This window comes from Micromonospora sp. WMMD723 (genome assembly GCF_049863385.1).
Lineage (GTDB): Bacteria > Actinomycetota > Actinomycetes > Mycobacteriales > Micromonosporaceae > Micromonospora > Micromonospora wenchangensis.
Genome location: NZ_JBMKNR010000001.1, coordinates 96,226 through 117,050, shown reverse-complemented (window position 1 = coordinate 117,050; position 20,825 = coordinate 96,226). Strand labels below are relative to the sequence as shown.

Annotated in this window: 19 protein-coding genes; 12 read left to right on the top strand and 7 right to left on the bottom strand. The window is 73.7% G+C overall.

Annotated elements, in window-relative coordinates:
• Positions 1–9: 9 nt before the first annotated feature.
• Positions 10–1,809 (bottom strand): AMP-dependent synthetase/ligase, encoded by a 1,800-nt coding sequence (locus ACN261_RS00540; protein ID WP_425847771.1) that lies wholly within the window; start codon positions 1,807–1,809, stop codon positions 10–12.
• A gap of 156 nt (positions 1,810–1,965) precedes the next feature.
• On the opposite strand from ACN261_RS00540, the gene ACN261_RS00535 reads away from it, so the two are divergent.
• The 6 genes from ACN261_RS00535 to ACN261_RS00510 all read left to right on the top strand — a co-directional run bounded on the left by ACN261_RS00535 (position 1,966) and on the right by ACN261_RS00510 (position 7,405).
• Positions 1,966–2,418 carry an SRPBCC family protein gene (locus ACN261_RS00535; RefSeq protein WP_204927820.1) on the top strand — a complete coding sequence of 151 codons (453 nt, stop codon included), beginning with the start codon at positions 1,966–1,968 and terminating at the stop codon, positions 2,416–2,418.
• Positions 2,419–2,455: 37 nt separating this feature from the next.
• Positions 2,456–3,130 carry a hypothetical protein gene (locus ACN261_RS00530; RefSeq protein ID WP_421483497.1) on the top strand — a complete coding sequence of 225 codons (675 nt, stop codon included), beginning with the start codon at positions 2,456–2,458 and terminating at the stop codon, positions 3,128–3,130.
• A 73-nt stretch (positions 3,131–3,203) separates the two neighbouring features.
• A complete protein-coding gene (locus ACN261_RS00525; RefSeq protein WP_204927818.1) occupies positions 3,204–4,151 on the top strand; it encodes an ROK family glucokinase in 948 nt (315 codons plus the stop codon).
• Between the two features lie 179 nt (positions 4,152–4,330).
• Complete coding sequence (locus ACN261_RS00520; RefSeq protein WP_204927891.1) at positions 4,331–5,017, top strand: endonuclease/exonuclease/phosphatase family protein; 687 nt, start codon at positions 4,331–4,333, stop codon at positions 5,015–5,017.
• A 157-nt stretch (positions 5,018–5,174) separates the two neighbouring features.
• The gene (locus tag ACN261_RS00515; protein ID WP_421483495.1) at positions 5,175–6,581 is read left to right on the top strand and encodes a flavin-containing monooxygenase; all 1,407 of its coding nucleotides are present in this window, start codon (positions 5,175–5,177) and stop codon (positions 6,579–6,581) included.
• Between the two features lie 29 nt (positions 6,582–6,610).
• A complete protein-coding gene (locus tag ACN261_RS00510; RefSeq protein WP_425853542.1) occupies positions 6,611–7,405 on the top strand; it encodes an alpha/beta hydrolase in 795 nt (264 codons plus the stop codon).
• Between the two features lie 166 nt (positions 7,406–7,571).
• On the opposite strand, the gene ACN261_RS00505 is transcribed toward ACN261_RS00510, so the two are convergent.
• The 3 genes from ACN261_RS00505 to ACN261_RS00495 form a co-directional block, all read right to left on the bottom strand.
• Positions 7,572–8,990 carry an alpha,alpha-trehalose-phosphate synthase (UDP-forming) gene (locus ACN261_RS00505; RefSeq protein WP_421483494.1) on the bottom strand — a complete coding sequence of 473 codons (1,419 nt, stop codon included), beginning with the start codon at positions 8,988–8,990 and terminating at the stop codon, positions 7,572–7,574.
• A gap of 185 nt (positions 8,991–9,175) precedes the next feature.
• Complete coding sequence (locus ACN261_RS00500; protein WP_421483493.1) at positions 9,176–10,021, bottom strand: DUF308 domain-containing protein; 846 nt, start codon at positions 10,019–10,021, stop codon at positions 9,176–9,178.
• Positions 10,022–10,624: 603 nt separating this feature from the next.
• The gene (locus ACN261_RS00495; protein WP_425853541.1) at positions 10,625–14,188 is read right to left on the bottom strand and encodes an adenylate/guanylate cyclase domain-containing protein; all 3,564 of its coding nucleotides are present in this window, start codon (positions 14,186–14,188) and stop codon (positions 10,625–10,627) included.
• Between the two features lie 234 nt (positions 14,189–14,422).
• Between ACN261_RS00495 and ACN261_RS00490 the strand changes: the two genes are divergently transcribed.
• Entirely contained in the window at positions 14,423–14,593 is a 171-nt protein-coding gene (locus ACN261_RS00490; RefSeq protein ID WP_421483492.1) for a hypothetical protein, read from the top strand.
• A gap of 96 nt (positions 14,594–14,689) precedes the next feature.
• Here ACN261_RS00490 and ACN261_RS00485 read toward each other — a convergent pair whose 3' ends face one another.
• Complete coding sequence (locus ACN261_RS00485) at positions 14,690–15,382, bottom strand: Crp/Fnr family transcriptional regulator (protein ID WP_421483491.1); 693 nt, start codon at positions 15,380–15,382, stop codon at positions 14,690–14,692.
• Positions 15,383–15,663: 281 nt separating this feature from the next.
• On the opposite strand from ACN261_RS00485, the gene ACN261_RS00480 reads away from it, so the two are divergent.
• The 4 genes from ACN261_RS00480 (at position 15,664) to proC (ending at position 19,018) form a co-directional block, all read left to right on the top strand.
• Complete coding sequence (locus tag ACN261_RS00480) at positions 15,664–16,167, top strand: polyadenylate-specific 3'-exoribonuclease AS (protein WP_088644696.1); 504 nt, start codon at positions 15,664–15,666, stop codon at positions 16,165–16,167.
• A 244-nt stretch (positions 16,168–16,411) separates the two neighbouring features.
• The gene (locus tag ACN261_RS00475) at positions 16,412–16,915 is read left to right on the top strand and encodes a pyridoxamine 5'-phosphate oxidase family protein (protein ID WP_421483489.1); all 504 of its coding nucleotides are present in this window, start codon (positions 16,412–16,414) and stop codon (positions 16,913–16,915) included.
• 178 nt (positions 16,916–17,093) lie between these two features.
• Positions 17,094–18,122 carry a 6-phosphofructokinase gene (locus ACN261_RS00470; protein ID WP_088644698.1) on the top strand — a complete coding sequence of 343 codons (1,029 nt, stop codon included), beginning with the start codon at positions 17,094–17,096 and terminating at the stop codon, positions 18,120–18,122.
• A 77-nt stretch (positions 18,123–18,199) separates the two neighbouring features.
• Positions 18,200–19,018, top strand: coding sequence for a pyrroline-5-carboxylate reductase (proC, locus tag ACN261_RS00465; RefSeq protein ID WP_421483488.1), 819 nt, complete (start codon positions 18,200–18,202; stop codon positions 19,016–19,018).
• Positions 19,019–19,031: 13 nt separating this feature from the next.
• On the opposite strand, the gene ACN261_RS00460 is transcribed toward proC, so the two are convergent.
• Entirely contained in the window at positions 19,032–19,196 is a 165-nt protein-coding gene (locus ACN261_RS00460; RefSeq protein ID WP_425847762.1) for a hypothetical protein, read from the bottom strand.
• 130 nt (positions 19,197–19,326) lie between these two features.
• Between ACN261_RS00460 and ACN261_RS00455 the strand changes: the two genes are divergently transcribed.
• Complete coding sequence (locus ACN261_RS00455) at positions 19,327–19,791, top strand: phosphotransferase (RefSeq protein WP_425853540.1); 465 nt, start codon at positions 19,327–19,329, stop codon at positions 19,789–19,791.
• On the opposite strand, the gene ACN261_RS00450 is transcribed toward ACN261_RS00455, so the two are convergent.
• On the bottom strand, positions 19,782–20,645 hold the full coding sequence (locus ACN261_RS00450) for an exonuclease domain-containing protein (RefSeq protein ID WP_421483486.1): 864 nt from the start codon (positions 20,643–20,645) through the stop codon (positions 19,782–19,784). The two genes, ACN261_RS00455 and ACN261_RS00450, sit on opposite strands and share 10 nt — an antisense overlap.
• Positions 20,646–20,825 lie beyond the last annotated feature (180 nt).

Sequence of the window (20,825 nt, the reverse complement as noted above, 5' to 3'; positions counted from 1 at the left end):
GGATCGTAGTCAGCCTTGGTAGATCTCCGCGATCTCGGCCGCGTACGTCTTGTGGACGACCTGCCGCTTGACCTTGAGCGAGGGGGTCAACTCGCCGGTCGCCTCGGTGAAGTCGCGGGGCAGGATGCGGAACACCTTGATCGCCTCGGCCTTGGAGACGGCCAGGTTGGCGGTGTCCACCGCGCCCTGGATCTCGGCCCGCAGCGCGTCGTGCCCCACGAGTTGCGCGACCGGGGTGTCCTCGGGCAGGCCGTGCGCGGCCAGCCACTTCGGCAGCGCCTCCTCGTCGACGGTGACCAGGGCGGCGATGAACGGCTGCCGGTCGCCGACCACCAGGCACTGGCTGACCAGCGGATGTGCCCGGACCTGGTCCTCCAGCACCGCCGGGGCGACGTTCTTGCCGGCGGCCGTCACGATGATCTCCTTCTTGCGGCCGGTGATGCGCAGGAAGCCGTCGTCGTCGAGGTGCCCCAGGTCGCCGGTGCGGAACCAGCCGTCGGCGAGCGCCTCGGCGGTGGCCGCCTCGTTCTTCCAGTAGCCCTGGAAGACCAGGTCGCCGGCGATCAGGATCTCGCCGTCGTCGGCGATCCGGATCGTCACGCCGGGCAGCGGCCGGCCGACCGTGCCGATCTTCGTGCCGGTGGGCAGGTTGGCCGCGGCGGCGGGGGAGGTCTCGGTGAGGCCGTACCCCTCGCAGATGGTCACCCCGATGCCCCGGAAGAAGTGCCCGAGCCGGGCGCCGAGCGGGGCGCCCCCGGAGATCGCGTCCCGGCACCGGCCACCGAGGGCGGCCCGCAGCTTGCGGTAGACCAGCCGGTCGAAGACCGCGTGCTGGGCGCGCAGCGCGAACCCGGGACCGCCCGGGGTCTCCTGCGCCTCGCTCCAGGCGATGGCGACCTTCTCGGCCCGGTCGAAGATCGCGCCCTTGCCGTCGGCCTCGGCCTTCTGCCGGGCGCCGTTGTAGACCTTCTCGAAGACCCGCGGCACCGAGAGCACGAACGTCGGCCGGAACTCCTGGAGCTGGGCGACCAGGTCCCGGGTGTCGGCGCAGTGCGCCATCGTGGCCCGCGCCTGCACCACCCCGATCTGGATCAGCCGGGCGAAGGCGTGCGCCAACGGCAGGAAGAGCAGGGTCGAGGCGTCCGGCCGGAACAGGTTCGGCAGCACCGGCACCGCGTTGGCGATGTCGGCGTACATGTTGCGGTGGGTCAGCACGCAGCCCTTGGGGCGGCCGGTGGTGCCGCTGGTGTAGATGATCGTGGCGACGTCGGCGGCGCGGACCGAGGTGCGGCGGCGCTCGATCTCCTCCGGGTCGACCGAGCTGCCGGCGGCGACGATCTCCTCCACCCCGCCCAGCTCGATCTGCCAGACGTCGCGCAGCTCGGGCAGCCGGTCGCGGACCCCGGCGACCAGGGTGGCGTGGCTGTTGGTCTCCACCACCACCGCGACCGCGCCGGAGTCGGCGAGGATCCAGGCGGCCTGCTCGGCGCTGGACGTCTCGTAGATCGGGACGGTGACCGCGCCGGCCGCCCAGATGGCGTAGTCGAGCAGGGTCCACTCGTAGCGGGTGCGGCTCATCAGGGCGACCCGGTCACCGGGGGAGACCCCCGCGCCGGCCAGCCCCCGGGCCACCGCGACCACCTCGTCGCGGAACTGCCGGCAGGTGACGTCGACCCCGGCGCGGCCCTCGACGGCGGGCCGGACGAACTGGACCGCGTCCGGCGCGGCCTCGGCGTTGTCCCAGACCGGGTCGGTCAGGTTTGCCGCGTCGCCGATGGTGACGATCGGCGGGACGGAGAACTCGCGCACCTGCACTCCCTCGTGCTCGCACTGGCCGGGCCGACCACGGGCCGGCATGGTCGAAACCTACCCGGCCGGCCGGGCGGACGCCCCAGCCAGGTTGCCCGGCCCCTGCCCGGGGGGTGGAGCGGGGCATCCGTCGGACGCGCCGGGTAGCCTCCCCCCATGGCGGACTCCTCCACCCAGTCGATCGTCATCGGCGCGTCACCGGACCGGGTCGCGGCGGTCGTGTGCGACTTCGCGCGCTACCCCGAGTGGACCGAGGCGGTGCGCCGGACCGAGGTCGTCGAGGAATACGAGGACGGCTACGCAAGCCAGGTCCGGTTCACCATCGACGCCGGGGTGATGGCCGACGAGTACGTGCTGGCCTACGAGTACGCCGAGGACCTGTCCCGCATCGAGTGGCACCTGGTGTCGCCCTCGACGATGCAGAAGTCCCAGCGTGGCTCGTACGACCTGGTCGGCAACCCGGACGGCACCTGCACGGTGACCTACACGCTGGAGGTCGAGTTGTCGGTGGGCATGCTCGGCATGTTTCGCCGCAAGGCCGAGAAAATGATCATGGATACGGCGTTGAAGCAGCTCAAGCGCCGGGTAGAAGCAACCGGTGCGGCGTAGCGACGCGACGGCCGGCGACACGACGGAGGAGCCGACCATGGGCGCAACGGAACCGGGCTCGGCCCGGGAGGAAGCGGAACGGCTGGTCGCCACGCTGCTCGCGACGGCCCGGCTGGCCTCCGCCGGCTCCGGGTCGGCGTCGGGGCCGTGGGGTCCGCTCGGTGGGATCGTCTCGGGTGTCCTCGGTCACAGTGCCGGCCCGTCCCGGTCGGCCGGCGGCAGCCACCGCGCGGCGGGTTTCGCCACCGGATCGGCCGAGTGCTGCGTCTGTCCGATCTGCCGGGCGGTCGCCGCCCTGCGCGATCCCAGTCCCGAATTCGCCGAGCGGCTCGCCACCGGCGCGGGGGATCTGGCGGCCGGCGTGGCCAGCCTGATGCGCGCGTTCGCCCCGCCCGGAGCCGGGGAAGCACCCCCCGGGGATGCCGGCGACGTCGGCGCGCCGACCGGCCCGTCCGATTCCGGAGCCGATCATGTGTGGCGCGAGGCCACCCGCACCGGGCATGATTCTGCGTCGGCGCCGGAGCGGGACGTCTGGTCCGCCGCCACCCGGGCGGAGGACGCGGTCGAACCGGCCGCCGCCGCACCGCCCGTCGACGACGCCGGGCCGGCCGCGCCGGCCCAGCAGGTCCGGCCCGCGGCCGACGGTCCCGTGGTGCCCGCCTCGCGCGCGCCGGCCGGCGCGGACGGGGACGCACCAGGCGACGGGGCCTGACCACCGGACATCCCGGCAGCGTACGGCCGGTTTCGGCCGATGTCGGGCAGCACAGCAGAGGGGAGTGGCCGCGGTGACGCTGACCATCGGAGTCGACGTCGGTGGCACGAAGGTGGCCGGCGGTGTCGTTGACGACACCGGCAGGGTGCTCGTGCAGGCCCGGCGGGACACCCCCGCGGACGACGTCGGCAAGACCCGCGACGTCATCATCGAACTGGTCACCCAGCTCGCCACCGGCCACCAGGTCGACGCGGTGGGGATCGGCGCGGCCGGCTGGATCGACGCGTCCCGCTCCACCGTGCTGTTCGCCCCCAACCTGGCCTGGCGCGACGAACCGCTGCGCGACTACGTCAGCGCCGCCACCGGCCTTCCGGTGATCGTCGAGAACGACGGCAACGTGGCGGCCTGGGCCGAGTTCCGGCACGGCGCGGCCCGCGACGCCGACGACTCCATGGTCATGTTCACCATCGGCACCGGTGTCGGCGGCGGCATCGTCCTCGGCGGCGAACTGGTCCGCGGTGCCCACGGCATCGCCGCCGAGCTGGGGCACATGCTCACCGTCCCCGACGGCCACCAGTGCGGCTGCGGCCGGCTCGGCTGCATCGAGCAGTACGCCAGCGGCAGCGCCCTGGTCCGGTTCGCCCGCGCCGGGGCCCGGCAGGAACCGCAGCGCGCCACCGCCCTGCTGGAGCTGGCCGGCGGCGAGGCCGAGGCGATCACCGGCCCGATGGTCACCACCGCCGCCCAGGCCGGCGACCCGATCTCGGCCGAGGCGTTCGCCCAGATCGGCCGCTGGCTCGGCACCAGCCTCGCCGACATGGCCCAGATCCTCGACCCGCAGGTGCTGGTGGTCGGCGGCGGCGTGGTGGACGCCGGTGACCTGCTGCTCGGCCCGACCCGGCGGTCCTTCGCCGACGCGCTGGCCCAGCGCAGCCGGCTTCCGGTGGCCGAGGTGCGCCCCGCCGAGCTGGGCAACAGCGCCGGCGTCATCGGCGCCGCCGACCTGGCCCGCCGCCGATGAGCGCCGCGCCGACGGGGCCACGCCCGGACGCCTCCGCACCCACCGAAACCGCCGCCGCGCCCGCCGACACCGCCGCCGCGCCCGCCGACACCGCCGCCGCGCCCGCCGACACCGCCGACGCGCCGCCGGCACCGGCCCCGACGGGAGCGGCCGGGGCCGGCCCGGCCGACGCCCGGCGGGTGCCGCTGCGGGTGGTGTCGTACAACATCCACAGCCAGCGCGACGACACGGCGGCGCTGGCCAGCGTGGTCCGCGAGGCCGCCCCCGACGTGGTGATCGTGCAGGAGGCGCCGCGCCGGTTGCGGTGGCGGCAGAAGTCCGCCACGCTGGCCGACTCGTTCGGCCTGGTGGTGGCCGCCGGTGGGCTGCCGTCGCTGGGCAACCTGCTGCTGACCAGCCTGCGGGTCCGGGTGACCGGGACGCACTGCCAGCGGTTCCCGCTGACCCCGGGCCGGCACCTGCGCGGCGCGGCGTACGCCCGCTGCCAGGTCGGCGGGGCCCGGTTCCTGCTGGCCGGCTCGCACCTGTCCACCGACCCGGCCGAGCGGCCCGGCCAGGCGGCGCTGCTGCGGCGGGAGCTGTCCGCGAGCGACCTGCCGGTGGTCTTCGGGGCCGACCTCAACGAGGGGCCGGACGGCCCGGCCTGGGGCACCGTCGCGAGCGGACTCGTCGACGCCGCGATCGCCGCCGACGCGGCCGACCGGCACACCTACTCGTGCACCAACCCGCGCCGCCGCATCGACGCCCTCTTCGTCGACCCCCGGGTCGAGGTGGTCGGCTACGACGTGGTGGACACCCCGACCACCCGCCGGGCCAGCGACCACTTCCCGGTCCTGGTCGACCTGCTGCTGCCGGTCGTCGACTGATCGGCTGGCAGCGTCCCCGGGCCGGCCACCGTGGCCGCCCGGGGGCCGGCCCGCGACGCGTCACGACACCTCCGCGAGCCGGGCTGGACAACGGGTCGGGGGCCCGGAAGGATGCCGGTCGAACCGGCGTACCTGGCCGCACATAAGGAGATTCCCGGTGTCCCCCTCCACCGAGCACGGCCGGCCCGAACCGGAGCCCACGACGCTCCCTGCGAACCCGGACGGCCGCCCGGTCTCCGACCGGGGCGACACGGTCTGCGTGATCGGGGCCGGGGCCAGCGGCCTCACCGCCGTGAAGAACCTCACCGAACACGGCTTCGGCGTCGACTGCTACGAACGCGAGACCGGCGTCGGCGGCGGCTGGAACTGGCGGCACGACCGCAGCCCGGTGTACGCCAGCACCCACCTCATCTCGTCGCGGCCGTTCACCCAGTTCCCCGACTTCCCGATGCCGGACTCCTGGCCGGACTACCCGCACCACAGCCAGGTGCTGTCCTACTTCGAGCGGTACGCCGACCACTTCGACCTGCGCCGGCACATCTGGTTCGGCACCGAGGTGGTACGGGTGGAACCCGTCGACGGCCACCGGTGGGACGTCACCACCCGCAGCACCGGCGGGTACGGCCCGGAACGCACCTCCCGGTACGCCGCCGTGCTGGTCGCCAACGGGCACAACTGGTCGCCGAAGCTGCCCCGCTACGAGGGGCTGGAGGAGTTCCGGGGCGAGGTCATGCACGCCTCGTCCTACAAGGACCCCGCCCAGCTACGCGGCAAGCGGGTGCTGGTGGTCGGGGCCGGCAACACCGGCTGCGACCTGGCGGTCGAGGCGGCCCAGCAGGCGTCCCGCTGCTGGCACTCCACCCGCCGCGGCTACTGGTACGCCCCGAAGTACGTCCTCGGCCGCCCCGCCGACCAGGTCAACGACGCGTTGCTGGCGCTGCGGGTGCCGCTGCGGCTGCGGCAGTGGCTCTACCACTGGACGCTGCGGCTCACCGTGGGCGACCTGACCCGGTTCGGGCTGCCGAAACCGGACCACCGGGTCTACGAGACGCACCCGATCGCCAACAGCCAACTGGTCTACTACGTCGGCCACGGCGAGATCACCCCCGTGCCGGAGCTGGCCCGGTTCCACTCCGGCGGGGTGACCCTCACCGACGGCCGGGAGATCGACCCCGAGCTGGTCGTCTTCGCCACCGGCTACCTGCCCCGCTTCGAGTTCCTCGACCCGGGCGTCCTCGGCGACGCCGACGGCTCGGGCCGCCCCCGGCTGTGGCTGCACGCGTTCCCGCCGGGCCACCCGACGCTGGCGGTGGCCGGGCTGTTGCAGCCCGACTCGGGGCTGTTCACCCTGGCGCACTGGCAGACCGTGCTCTTCGCCAGGTCACTGCGGCTGCGCCGGGAGCAGCCACAGCGGGCCGCCGCGTTCGCCTCGCGGGCGGCGGCCGGCGCGGGGGAGCGGTACGCGGGGAAGGTCAAGGACAGCAGCCGGCACTGGTTCGAGGTGGGCCACGTCGACTACCTGCGCGCGGTGCAGCGCGCCCTCGACGAGCTGGAGGGCAAGTGACCGGCACGACCGATCAACGGGTCCGGATCATGCGGGGCCGGGAGTGGGCCCACCCGGTCCGTCGGGCCCGCCGCGAGGTGCTCGGCGTCGACCCGGAGCTGGAGGAGGGACGTCCGCCGCTGCTGTTCGTCCCCGGGTTCGGGCACGGGGCGTGGGCGTTCGCCGAACACTGGCTGGAGTACGCCGCGTCGCGCGGTTTCCCCGCGTACGCGATGAGCCTGCGCGGGCACGGCGGCAGCGAACCGGCGCCGGGGGCGACGCTGCGGGCGTACACCCACGACGTGGTCCAGGTGGCGGCGGGGCTGCCCCGGCAGGCGGTGCTGGTGGGGCACGGCGCGGGTGCCCTGGTGGTGTCGCACGCGTTGGCGCGGTACCCGGCCCGCGCGGCGGTGCTGGTCGCGCCGGTGCTCGGCGGCGTGGCCACGGCCGGCGCGGCGCTGCGGGCCAACCCGCTCGGCACCCTGCCCGCCCTGTTCGGTGGCGCGTTGCGGCTGCACCGTCGGCAACTGTTCAGCCGGGAGCTGCCCGAGGCGGACGCCCGCCGGCACCTGGCCCGGCTGGGTCGGGCCGGCTGGCGGGCGCAGTGGCAGCTGCTCGCCGGCCGGACTGCGGAGCCGGCGGTGGGCCGCCCGCCGGTGCTGGTGCTGGGCAGCCCGGACGACCGGGTCGTCCCGCCGGCCGCGCTGACCCGGGCGGCCCGCCGCTACGGCGCGGCTCCGTTGCTCTTCCCCGGCATGGGGCACGACCTGATGCTCGACACCCGCTGGCAGGAGCCGCTGGACGCACTCCTGGACTGGCTGGCCAAGGACCCGGGCCGCAGCTGAGCGACCACCCGCACGGGCCGGGCGGACGTCGGCCCTCGTGCGGGTGGCCGCCGTCCGCCGTAGCCCGGCACGTCGGTCCCGCAGCCCGGCCAGCCGTCCGCCGTAGCCCGGCCGTCGGTCCCATAGCCCGGCGGCCGGTGTCGCCGTCCGCCGGGGTCGGGTGCGGTCAGCCGCTGCTGCTGAGCCGGGTGAGCAGCGAGCCGGTGTCGTCCAGCGCGCTGAGGTAGGAGCGCGCCCAGGCCCGGATGTCGTGCCGGTGCAGGTGGTGGCGCATCGCCCGCATCCGGTCGCCGAGGTCGGTGGGCCCGGCCCGCAGCGCCGACAACAGCCCCTGCTTGAGCCCCTCCAGGTCGTGCGGATTCACCAGGTACGCCCGGTCCAGCTCGGCCGCCGCCCCGGCGAACTCGCTGAGCAGCAACGCGCCGGTGTCGTCGACCCGGGCGGCCACGTACTCCTTGGCGACCAGGTTCATCCCGTCGCGCAGCGGGGTGACCGCCATGACGTCGGCGACCCGGTAGAGCGCCGCGAGTTCGGCCCGGTCGAAGGGCTGGGTGAGGTAGTGGATGGCCGGCTCGCCGACCCGGCCGAACTCGCCGTTGATCCGGCCCACCTCGCGTTCGATCCGGTCCCGCAGGATCTGGTACTGGCCGACGCGTTCCCGGCTCGGCATGGCGACCTGCACCAGCACCGTGTCCCGGACCTTGACGTCACCGCTGGCGAGCAGCTCGCTGTAGGCCTTCAGCCGCTGCTCGATGCCCTTGGTGTAGTCCATCCGGTCCAGGCTGAGGATGACCCGCTCCGGGTCGCCCAGGTCGTGCCGGAGGCGGCGGGCCCGCGCGGTGACGTCCGGCCGGGCGGCCAGCGCCGCCATCTCGGCGGTGTCGATCGAGACGGGGTACGCCCCGATCCGCACCACCCGGTCCTGCACGCCGATCCGCCGGTCGGTGGCCGGCAGGTCGAGGACCTTGGTGGCGAGTTGGGCGAAGTTGTGTGCCGCCTGGGCCCGCTGGAACCCGATCAGGTCGGCGCCGAGCATCCCGCGCAGCAGTTCGGCCCGGCGGGGGAGCTGCATGAACAGCTCCGGCGGCGGGAACGGCACGTGCAGGAAGAAGCCGATCCGCAGGTCGGGCCGCAGCTCTCGGAGCAGGGCGGGGACCAGTTGCAGGTGGTAGTCCTGCACCCAGACCACCGCGCCCGGGTCGGCCACCTCGGCGGTCGCCTCGGCGAACCGCTGGTTGACCCGCTGGTACGCCTCCCACCAGCGGCGGTGGTACTCGGGCTGCTCCACCGCGTCGTGGTAGAGCGGCCAGAGCGTCGCGTTGGCGAAGCCCTCGTAGTGGTCGCGCAGGTCGTCGGCGCTGAGCGGGACGGTCCGCATGTGCACACCGTCCACGTCGGGCAGCACGGGCGCGGGCCCGGTGCCGCCGGCCCAGCCGACCCAGGTGGCCGGGGTCTGCCGGAGCAGGGGGTGCAGGGCGCTGACCAGCCCGCCGGGGCTGCGCCGCCACTCACAGGCGCCGTCGGGCGCCACGCTGTCGTCGATGGGGAGCCGGTTGGCCACCACCACCAGTGAACTCTGTCGCATCTCGGGCATTCCGATCGGCAGGGGACCGACCACGCGAGCAAGGAACAACCGGGCAGTCGGTGGGGGAAGTGACCTACAGCGGTATTCCTACTGACCGTAAGTTACACCACTGTTACGCCCGGCGTCAGGGCTGCGGTGTCCCGGGATGCGGGCGGTGACCGGGGGCCCGACGAGGTGCCGCAGGGTCAGACGACCGCGCCGTCGTCGGGGTCGTGATCCTCCTCGTCGCCGGGACGCAGCCGCCAGATCAGCGTGACGAACCCGGCGAGGATGCCGGTGAAGCCGAGCAGGGTGACCACCGAGGCGTCCACGGGCAGTAACGACGGGTTGAGGAAGAGCACGAAACCGAGCACGATCCCCAGCACCCCGACCACCGCGTACTTCGAGATCCGGGGCAGCGGCGGAGGCGGCGGCGGGGTGTAGCCCTCCTCCGGGTCGTCCGGCAGGTCGGCCCCGAAGGTGTCCAGGCCGTCCAGCAACGACGGCTCGTCCTGCTGCCGGCCCCGGGGGGTCACCGAGATGCCGGAGATGTCGGCCGCGTACGGCAACCGGCGTACGTCGGTGGCGGTCGGACCCGTCGGCTCGTCCGCCCTGGTCGGCGGGCCACCCGCGCGGGCGGCCGGATCGGCCCCGTCGTCGTCGATGTCCTCGGAGGCGGGCCAGGGATGGCTGCCGGCGGCGGGCGCGGTGTGGAAGGCGGCGACGAGACGTTCCCACTCGGCGTCGACGTCCGGCTCGGCGCGGGCCGGCTCCGGCGTCGCCTCGTCGGCGAGTTGGGTCAGGTAGTCCCGGGCGGTGGTCAGGTGCGAACGGTCCACGTAGAGCCGGTCGACCGGCCGGGACGGCACGGTGGTGGTCCGGGTGATCGGGTTCAGGTCGGCGGAGGGCTGGAGGTAGGCGGCGATCCCGCCTGCGGCGAGCACGTCGAGCAGGTGCTCACCGACGCGCGGGTCGACGTCGCCCGCGACGGCGTACTCGCTCGCGTCGAGCCCGTTGTCCCGCCGTCCCCGGCGGGCGCCACCCGCTGACACCGGACATCCTCCTCCGCGCACCTGCCGGTGCGGTCGTGTCGGCGCCCCGTACGCCGTGCTCTGAATCGTGACACGTCGGCACCCGGTTCCGGGAGTGCGTTGTGGCGTGCCGCTCGTGGTTCGTCGGCTCCGCCGTCGGCGGGCGGGCCCGACAGCAGCCCTCCGGGTGACCTACCCGGCACCCTCGCGACCTGCCCGGACGACCCCGGCCCGGGGTCGCCGACGGTGGGCGGGACGGGAACCCGGTGCCGTACCGGCTGGTAGTGCCGCTGATCGGTGGTCCGTCGTACCCGGCGGGCGCACCGGTTCCGCAACGCGGGGTGCCCAAGCTGCCCGCCGACGGGCCGGTGCCCCGGGCCGGCGGCCGGCCCGGTCGCCGTCGCCCGCCGCACACTCGCCCCTCACCTGCAAGAAGTCACATTCCGCGCGAAAGCGGAATACCTCCCCGGACCCTGCCCGGGGGCGTCATCCGGGGTGATCGACTCCGGTGAGCCCGAACAGCGCTGTCAGATCTCCCGGACACCGCATCGTCGACCCAGGTGAGTCGATCATCGATCCCCGTCAGCTCCGATCGGCCTCGCCCGGGGTCGATCTCGACCCCCGTCAGCTCGCGGGCGTCACCCGGGTGGCCAGGCGGAGCAGACCGGGCATCCCGTTGCGGTCGGCGAAGTCGCGGACCCGGTCGAGGGTGGCCGCCGCCTGCGCGGGGTCGGTCACGGTCAGGGCCGGCACCGACAGCGCCGTGGTGAGCATGTGGTCGGTGGCGTCGGGCATCCGGGCGTAGCGCTCCGCCGCCGCCGCGAACAGCCGGGCGGCCCGCCGGGCGTCCCCGTCGCCGAGGGCCAGGGTGGCGTCGACGGCCTGCCCGGCCGCCTCCACCCAGGGGGTCGTCCGGGGTGACCGGGCGAAGATGTCGTGCACCAGCCGGGCGGCGTCCGGGCCGAGCACCGCGGCGACGTGCCCCACCGCCGGCACCCACTCGGCGAACGGGATCACCCGGGTCCGGCTCCAGTCCTCGTCCAGCTCCACCAGCAGCCGCATCGCCTCCTCCCGGCGGCCCCGGACCGCCCGGCAGAGCGCCGCGTGCGCCAGCGTCGACTGCAGCACCCGGTGGAAACCACTGCGCCGCGCGGCGACCACCGCCTGGGTGACCAGATCATGATCCCCACCGGCCTCTCCCGACCCCGACCCCGCGTCGCCCGTGCCGGCCGCCCGGATGCCGGCCGCCCCCACCGGCGTCGCGCCCGGGGCCGTCGCGCCCGGCGTCGGTGCGGAGTCGGCGCGCAGGACCCGCATCCAGCCGGAGACCGCCACGATGTGCAGGTCCCACTCGGCGGTCGGCAGCCTGGTCGACTCGGTGCCCAGCTCCAGCGCCGCCACCCAGTCACCGGCGTAGTACGCCCGCGCCCACTGGTCGGCGAAGCTGGTCGCCAGGCTGTGCCCCCCACCCGGGTCCAGCGCACGCCCCTCGTCGACCAGCCGGGCCGACCGGGCCAGGTCACCCTCCTCCTGCGCCGCCCAGGCGAGGTTGTGCACCGCCCGGCGTCGGCTGACCAGCCGGTCCACCCGGCACTGCTCGGCCACCTCGGCCAGCTCCGCGTACGCCTGCTCCTCGCCGGCCATGTAGCGGGCCACCGCCAGGGTGATCCGGGCGTTGGCCCGCACCTCGGGCAGCCGCAGCCGCTCGGCCAGCTCGGCCGCCGCGGAGGCCGCCACGCAGGCCGGCTCGGTCTCGGCGTTGAGCATCCGGACCCGGGCCAGTTCCAGCAGCGCCTCCGCCTTCTCCTCGGACTCCGGCAGCTCGGCGTAGATCGCGTTGGCCCGGTGCAGGCAGCGCAGCGTCTCGGACCGGTCGGCCCGGCTCCAGGCGGCGGTGGCGAGCAGCGTCCAGGCGCGGGCCGCGCCGGACCGGTCCCCGACGGCGGCCAGCCGTTCGGTGAGCCCGGTCAACGCCTCGGTCCCCCCGTCGACCAGGAACGCGTCCCCGTCCCGGAACAGGGCCAGCTGGGCGGCGAACAGCTCCAGCCCCGGGTCGGGCGCCCCGCCGACCTGCAACGCCCTGCCCACCAGCGTGGCCGCGTTCTCCAGCGCGTGCAGCTCGTACGCCCGCCGGGCGGCCCGGTGCAGCGCGGTGCGGGCCGCCACCGCGTACGGCATGGGGTCGAGCCCGACCGTCCGGGCGATCTCGTGGGCGGTCCAACGGTGGTTGGCCAGCACCTCGGCCAGGTCCTGCTGGCCGGCCTGGGTGAGCTGGGCCAGCCAGTCGGCGGTGCGCTGGTGGCGCAGCACCCGCTCGGCCCGGGGCAACCGCTGGTAGCACACGTCGCGGACCAGGATGTGCCGGAAGCGGTACTCCGGCTGACCGGCCATGGTGGAGGTGGGCAGCTCGAAGACCATGTCCCGGCGCTGCAACCGGTCCAGCGCCCGCTCCACCCACTCGACCGTCCGGCCGAGGGCGGCGGCCACGGGCGCCGGCCAGAACTGGACCCCGACCACGGCGGCGGCCTGGAGCACCGCCCGGTCCGCCGGGTCGAGCAGGTCGAGCCGGTTGGCGATGACCGCCTGGACGGTACGCGGCATGTCGGTGGTGCCGGCCGGGTCGAAGGCGGCGCTCGGCTCCAGCAGCCCGCCGTCCATCAGCATCCGGGCGTACTCCTGGGCGTAGAGGGGGTTGCCGTCGGCGAACTCGATCAGCGGTGCCCGCGACGCCGCCGGCAGGGTGGCCTGGCCGAGCAGCAGGGAGTAGAGGGTGTCGATGTCGGTGTCGTGCATCGGCGGCACCGAGATGGACATCGCGCCGCTGATCGTGCCCGTCCAGGCCGGCTGCCGCTCCCGCAGCTCGGGCCGCGCGGTCGCCACCACCAGCAGCGGTACGCCCCGGGCCGCCGCCCCGAGCTGCTCGACGAAGGTGAGCATCGCCTGGTCGGCCCAGTGCATGTCCTCGAAGACCAGCACCGTCGGGCCCCGCCCGGCGAGGGTGAGCAGGAACCGTCGCCAGGCCGCCTCGGTCTCACCCGGGTTGAGTCGTTCCCCGGTCATCCCCAGCAGTGGCCCGAGTGCGCCGGCCAACCGCATCGCGTGCGGGTCGTCGAGCTGACGCAGCCGCTCGCGGAGCCGGTCGCGCAGCGGTTCCGGGTCGTCGGTGTCCGGCACGCCCAGCCACCCCTTGACGATGTCCGCCAGCGCGGCGTAGGTGACGTTCTCGCCGAACGGCGGGCACTGCCCGACCAGCCAGGTGACCCGGTGACCGGGCAGGTTGGCGGCGTGCCGGGACAGCTCGCGCAGCAGCCGGCTCTTGCCCACCCCGGCCGGGCCGAAGACGGTCACCAGCTGGGAGGTGCGTTCGGTGACCGTTCGGTGCAGGGCGCTGACCAGCAGGCCGCGTTCGTGTTCCCGGTCGACCATCGGGGTCAGCTCGGCGGCCTGCGGGTCGGTCCGGGGCCGGGCCCGCACGGCGAGCCAGATCCGGCTCACCGTGGAACGTCCCCGCAGGGTGACCGGCGGCCGGTCGACGTAGTCCAACTCGTGTCGGGTGGCCGACCAGGTGCTCTCGTCGACGACCACCCCGCCGGTGGGGGCCAGCGCCTGCAACCGGGAGGCGGTGTTCACCACGTCGCCGGTGACGAACGCCTGACCGCCGTCACGGGTGGCGGAGAGGTCGACGAGCGCCTCACCGGTGGCCACGCCGACCCGGAAACCCAGCGGCGGGTGCGGGCCGGCGGCCTGCCGGGCCAGGTTCCGTTGCAGCTCCAAGCCGGCCCGTACGCAGCGCAGCGCGTCGTTGTCGGTGGCGACCGGGGCACCGAACAGCGCCATCACCGCGTCGCCGATGTACTTCTCCACCACCCCGCCGTACTGGTGGACCAGCTTGCGGACGGTGGCGAAGTACGCCTGCTGGAGGCTGCGCGCCTGCTCCGGGTCGGCCCGTTCGGCGTACGTGGTGAAGTCGACGATGTCGATGAACAGCACGCTGACCTGGCGGCGGTCCTCCTGCACGCTGACCGCGTGGTCGCGCAGCGGCTGCCCGCAGCTGGTGCAGAAGTTGGCCTCGGGACTGTTGCCGTGCCCGCAGGAGGCACAGTTGAGCGTCAGCGCCTGTCCGCAGCCGCCGCAGAAGCGGTCGTCCGGTCCCGCCGCCCGTGAGCAGTGTCCACACTTGAGGTCGATGACGAACTCCGTACGTGAGGAGATCCCATTATCGCGCCGCGGCGGGCCAGTCGGGTACCCGACGTGCGGGCGGACCCTGCGGCTGGTCGGCCGCCACTAGTGTTCCTCACGAGGAAAACTCACTGTCAGGAGAGTGCCGTGCAGGTGCGATTGTCCGCCTACTGGACCGACCCGGACGGTACCGTCCGGTCCCCCGGGGAGACGGTCGACGTCGACGCGGTCACTCTCGCCAGAATGGAGGAGCAGGGCATGGTCGAGAATCCCGACAGCAAGACGACTTCGGACGCCGGCACTACCACGACCACGACGTCGAAGCCACAGAAGATCGGGCCGGGGCCGGGTACACCGCCGGACCAGATCGGACCGGGGCCGGGCGCCCCGCCGGCCGACGACAACGGCAAGTGAACGACCGGCGCGGCCGGCGGACCGAGATCCGCCGGCCGCGCCGCTGTGGCGTTCCCGCTCACCCGCCGGGGCGTCACCGCCCGGGAGATCTCCTGGTCAGCGGTCGCTCATGCCGGCGCGTCGACGCAGCGCCGCCACGTCGGTGACCACGATCCGACGGCCTTCGGTACGCAGCCAGCCGCGGTTGGCGAAGGAACCGATCGCCTGGTTGACGCTCTGCCGGGAGCCACCTGCCATCTCGGCGAGCTGGCTCTGGTTCAGCTCGATGGTGATCATCGGGGCCTGGCTCTCACCGGCCAGCCGGACCAGCGTCTTGGCCACCCGACCGGGCAGGTCGAGGAAGACGTGGTCGGCGTTCTGCTCGGTGAGCCGCCGGATCAGGCCACCGAGCGAGCGCATCACCGCGTCGAGGATGCGCGGGTTGGAGTGCACCAGCTCCATGAAGGCCGGGCGGGACAGGGCGAGCGCCGCGCAGTCCTCGATCGCCTCGGCCGAGGCGGAACGGGTGGAGGCGTCCAGCAGGGACACCTCGCCCAGCACGTCCGGTGGTCGGATGACCGACAGCACCGCGCGTTCCCCGGTCGGCGCGGTGCGGAACACCGCCACCGCCCCCCGGCGGAGCACGATCAGCGACTCGCCGGGATCGTTCTCGACGAAAAGCAACTGACCTTTGCGATAGGTGCGCGGCACGGCCGCGGCGATCACCCGCTGGCGCACCTCCGGCTCCAGCCCGGCGAACATCTCCACCCCCGTGAGGGCGTCACCCGGCTCCGGCAGGCGCATTTCCACGGCCCCACCCCTCCCCGGTCACGGACCACAATTTTCGCTCACCGGGTGAACCCTGACGGCCCCGCAAGAGGTGAACTGACACCGCTTCGGCGTCCGGTAGCGGTACACATCAGATCATGACGGCCCAGTCGCTTGCTGTACACCCCTGTAAACCTTTCCGTGACCCTGCGCGAGCTGCGACGGACCACCGGGTCGCCGGCGGCGGGGCCGGGTGCGGCCGACGGCGCCGGTGCCCGCCCCGCCCGTCGACGGTCACCGACGGTGGGTGAGGATGGACGGCGATGGTCTACCGCTATTTCTACGACTGTGAATTCATCGAGGACGGCCGGCTGGTCGACCTCGTGTCGATCGGCGTCGTCGACGAGTACGGCCGCGAGTTCTACGCGGTCTCCACCGAGTTCGACGACTCCCGCGCCGTGCCCTGGGTCCGCCGCAACGTGCTGGACAAGCTCCCCTCGCCGGCCGATCGGGCCTGGCGTTCCCGGGCCCGCATCCGCGACGATCTGCACGAGTTCCTGCTGGAGCCGATCCGGGACCGACCGGGCGAGCAGCTGGAGCTGTGGGCCTGGTACGCCGCGTACGACCACGTGGTGCTGGCCCAGCTCTGGGGGGCGATGCCGGCGCTGCCCCGGGAGATCCCCCGGTTCACCAAGGAGCTGCGGCAGCTCTGGGACGACCTCGGCCGGCCCCGGCTGCCCGAGGCGGCGGCCGACCGGCACGACGCGCTGGTCGACGCCCGGCACAACCTGGCCCGCTGGCAGGCGATGACGGCCCGCCCAGGCTGATCCCGGCCTCGGCTGCGCTTGCGGGCTGGTCCCGGTGTCGGCGGCCCGTCCGGGCTGGTCCCGGCGTCGGCTGCGCTTGCGGGCTGATCCCGGCCTCGGCGGCCCGTCCGGGCTGGTACCGGAGTCGGCGGCGCGGTGTCGGCGGGGTGCGGCCGGCGGTGACGACAGCCCGTGACGATCGGCAGGTTTGACCGGCCCCGTCGGGGGCACCGGATTCGGGCGAGCCGATCCGAGGGAGTGCGCCATGGCCGACGACGCGACCACCATCACCGACGCCCGGCGGCGGGTGACCGAGCTGATCCGGGACGCCCGGATCTGCATGCTGACCACCATCGGGGTGGACGGCCGGATGCTCAGCCGGCCGATGGCGCTGCAGGCGGCCGAGTTCGACGGGGACCTGTGGTTCTTCGCCTACGCCGACTCGGCCAAGATGCGCCAGGTCCGGGTCAACCCCGAGGTCAACGTCGCCTTCTCCGACCAGCGTCACCACGCCTGGGTGTCGATCTCCGGTACCGCCCAGGAGGCGTACGACCGGGCGCGGGCCGAGCAGCTGTGGAACCCGGTGCTCAAGGCGTGGTTCCCGGACGGGCTGGACACCCCGGGGTTGACCCTGCTCAAGGTGCACGCCAGTTCGGCGGAGTACTGGGACTCCCCGGGTGGCACGGTGGTCAACCTGCTCGGGTTCGCCAAGGCGGCGGTGACGGGGACGCCGCCGAAGCTGGGGGAGAACCACGAGGTCAGCTACTGACCGGTAGCCGCCCGGGTGGGCGGGACCGGCCGGGGCGCGGTGTCGGCGTGCACCTGAGCCGACTACAGTGCGCACTGACGGCCCGCCCCGGGCCGGCAACGACGCCGATGGTCTGAGCGGACACATATCCTGGGGCTTATCCGGGCTTCACCTGACGTTCCAGGAGGATGAGCAGATCATGCGTATCGGCGTGCTCACCGGCGGCGGCGACTGCCCAGGTCTGAACGCGGTCATTCGGGCGGTGGTCCGTAAGGGCGTAGCTACTTACGGTCACGAGTTCGTGGGCTTCCGGGACGGGTGGAAGGGCCCGCTGGAGGGCCTGTCCAAGCCGCTCGGCATTCCCGAGGTGCGGGGCATCCTGCCGCGCGGCGGCACCATCCTCGGCTCGTCCCGCACCAACCCGTTCAAGATCGAGAACGGTGTGGAGCGGATCAAGGAGAACCTCGCCGCGCAGGGCGTGGACGCGCTGATCGCGATTGGCGGCGAGGACACCCTGGGCGTCGCCACCAAGCTGCACGAGCTGGGCGTCAACGTGGTCGGCGTGCCGAAGACGATCGACAACGACCTGGGCGCCACCGACTACACCTTCGGCTTCGACACCGCCGTCAACATCGCCATGGAGGCGATCGACCGGCTGCACACCACCGCGGAGAGCCACCACCGCACCCTCGTCGTCGAGGTGATGGGCCGGCACGCCGGCTGGATCGCCCTGCACGCCGGCCTCGCCGGCGGCGCCAACGTGATCCTGCTGCCCGAGCGCAAGTTCGACGTCGACCAGGTCGCCGGCTACGTCGAGAAGCGCTTCCAGCACCAGTACGCCCCGATCGTCGTGGTCGCCGAGGGCGCCCAGCCGCTGGACGGCCAGATGGTCCTGCACAACCAGGAGCTGGACGCCTTCGGGCACGTCCGGCTCGGCGGCATCGGCCAGTGGCTGGCCGAGCAGTTGGAGGCCAAGACCGGCAAGGAGGCCCGCACCGTCGTGCTCGGGCACATCCAGCGCGGTGGCACCCCGACCGCGTTCGACCGGGTGCTCGCCACCCGGCTCGGCCTGCAGGCCATCGACGCCGCCCACGAGGGCGACTGGGGCAAGATGGTCGCGATGCAGAGCACGGACATCGTCCGGGTGCCGCTGGCCGAGGCCACCCGCGAGCTGAAGACCGTTCCGATCGAGCGCTACGACGAGGCCGAGGTCTTCTTCGGCAGCTGACCGCAGCCCACCCCTTCCCCTCCGCCCTGCCGGAGGGGAAGGGGCACGGGACCGGACGAACGGGACGGAAGGGTGACATGGGGTCGGCGAAGCACACCGTCGCGGTGATCGGGGCGGGAAAGATCGGCGAGCTGATGCTCTCCGGGCTGTTGCGGTCCGGCTGGCCGGCACAGCGGCTGCTGGCGACCGCCCGCCGACCCGTCCGGGCCGAGGAACTCGCCACCCGGTACGGCGTACGGGTGGTCGACAACCTGACCGCCGTCGACGAGGCGGCGGTGCTGGCGATCGCGGTGAAGCCGCAGGACGCGGGCGTCCTGCTGGACGAGATCGGCCCCAAGGTGCCGGCCGACAAGCTGGTCGTCTCGCTCTGCGCCGGGCTGCCCACCAGCTTCTTCAGCCGCCGGCTGCCCGAGGGCACCCCGGTGGTGCGGGTGATGACCAACACCCCGGCCCTGGTCGACAAGGCGATGAGCGCCATCTCGGCCGGCGCGCACGCCACCGGCGAACACCTGGCCCTGGCCGAGGAGATGTTCGCCCCGCTCGGGGCGACCCTGCGGGTGCCCGAGTCGCAGCAGGACGCGGTCACCGCGCTCTCCGGCTCCGGCCCGGCCTACTTCTACCTGCTGGTCGAGGCCATGATCGACGCCGGCATCCTGCTCGGCCTGCCCCGGCAGGTGGCGCACGAGCTGATCGTGCAGACCGCGATCGGCTCGGCCGTGATGCTGCGCGACTCCGGCGAACACCCGGTCAAGCTCCGCGAGGCCGTCACCTCCCCGGCCGGCACCACCATCTCCGCCGTCCGCGAGCTGGAGAAGCACGGGGTACGCGCGGCGCTGCTGGCGGCGCTGGAAGCCGCCCGCGACCGCGCCCGCGAACTCGCCGCCCAGGCCGACTGACCGGCCCGCCGTGTCAGGGGCCGGGGCCTACGGCACCGCGGATCTCGGCCCGCCGCCCGAACGCGTCGTCGTCGACGTGGAGCAGGTACGCCGCCTCGTCGCCACCCAGTTCCCGCACTGGGCCGAACTGCCGGTCGAGCCGGTCGCCAAGGGCGGCTGGGACAACTGGACCTTCCACCTCGGCTCCGGCATGTCGGTACGCCTGCCGAGCGCCGCCGAGTACGCCGAGGCGGTCGACAAGGAACACCGGTGGCTTCCCCACCGGTGGCCCCCGACCCGGTCGACACAACTGGTACCGGGGTGGCCCGCTGCGCACCTACCACCGGCAGGCCCGCCGAGCGATCAGGGCTCTCGACGGCCGTATCGACGCCGTCCGGGCCGCCGAGATCTGGGCATGCGCCCTGGACGCGCGCTGGGACGGTACCGAGCGCTGGTTCCACGGGGATCTGGCGCAGGGGAACCTCCTGCTCGACGGGGGACGCCTCGCCGGGGTCATCGACTTCGGCACCTGCGGCGTCGGTGATACCTCCTGCGACCTGGCTGTCGCCTGGACACTGCTGACCGCCGACGGCCGGCGGGCGTTGCGGGAGCGGCTGCCGGTCGACGACGCGACCTGGGCGCGTGGGCGTGGCTGGGCGCTCTGGAAGACGCTTGTCAGCTACGCCCACGCGCCGGACGACGGCGAGGCCGCAGCGAACTCACGGAGGATCCTCGCAGAGATCTTCGGCGAGTACACCGACGGCGGACGGTCGACCGGGGAAGATCAGCCCTGATCAGGGTGGCGGGTGTCGTCCTGTCGGCGTCGCCTGGTCTCCAGCGGCCACTCCAGGCCGACCGTCTCGGCGATGCCCCGCCTGTCGAAGTACTCCTGGAGTTTCCGCTTCTGTGCGGCGTACCAGGTGATCTGCGCCCGGTGGAGGTCGTCGGGGAGCATCCGGGCGACGCGCTCGTGCCGGGCCGCGATCGACACCGCCATCCCGACGGCGGCGCGGGCGTCGTTCGTGGCGTCGTGGGCGGAACCGAGGGGCACCTCGTAGTACCTGCACAGGTCACCGAGCTTCTGGCTGCCGTACCAGTGGGGTTCGACCTCCTGGTGCAGGATCGAGGGGTCGATGATGACGGCGCGGTCCCAGTCCAGCGACGGCAGGGCGTGCCGGGCCAGCTCGGCGTGCAACGTCGTGACGTCGAAGTGGGCGCAGAAGGCGACGAGCGGCGTACCGTCGGCGATCGCCTTCCCAACGGCCGTGCCCAGCTCGGCCAGCGCCGTCCCGGCCGGCGTCCCGGCACTGCGCACCATCTCGTCGGTGATCCCGTGGATCTCGGTGGTACGGGGCGGGATCGGCACTCCCGGGTTGACCAGCCACCGCCTGGTCGTGCCGTCGGAGTAGACCAGCGCGGCGGAGACGATGCGGGCGTCCAACGGCTCCCTGCCGGTGGTCTCGATGTCGAAGCCCACCACCGGCAGGTGGTGCCACCCACGGTGGGTGCCCGGCGGCGGTGCCGTCTCCACCGGCGCGCAGTCGTCGTGGTATGCGGTCCAGCCGGTGCCGAGCCGGAGCGCCTGTCCGGCCCCGGCCTCCACCCGGCCCCGGCAGGTGCCACAGGTGCCGGCGTACTTGTTGATCACGATGGGACTCCTGGTTCGGTCGTGCGCCGCACCGGCGGGTACGGCGGGAGGGGGAGGCGACGGACCGCGCGCCTGAAGATCATGATCCATCAGCAGCGTCATCGGCACCCGCCGGCCGGGCCGTCCCGCGACCTATGTGGACTGTCGGTGATGATCCTTCATCCACCGTCCCGTCCCGAC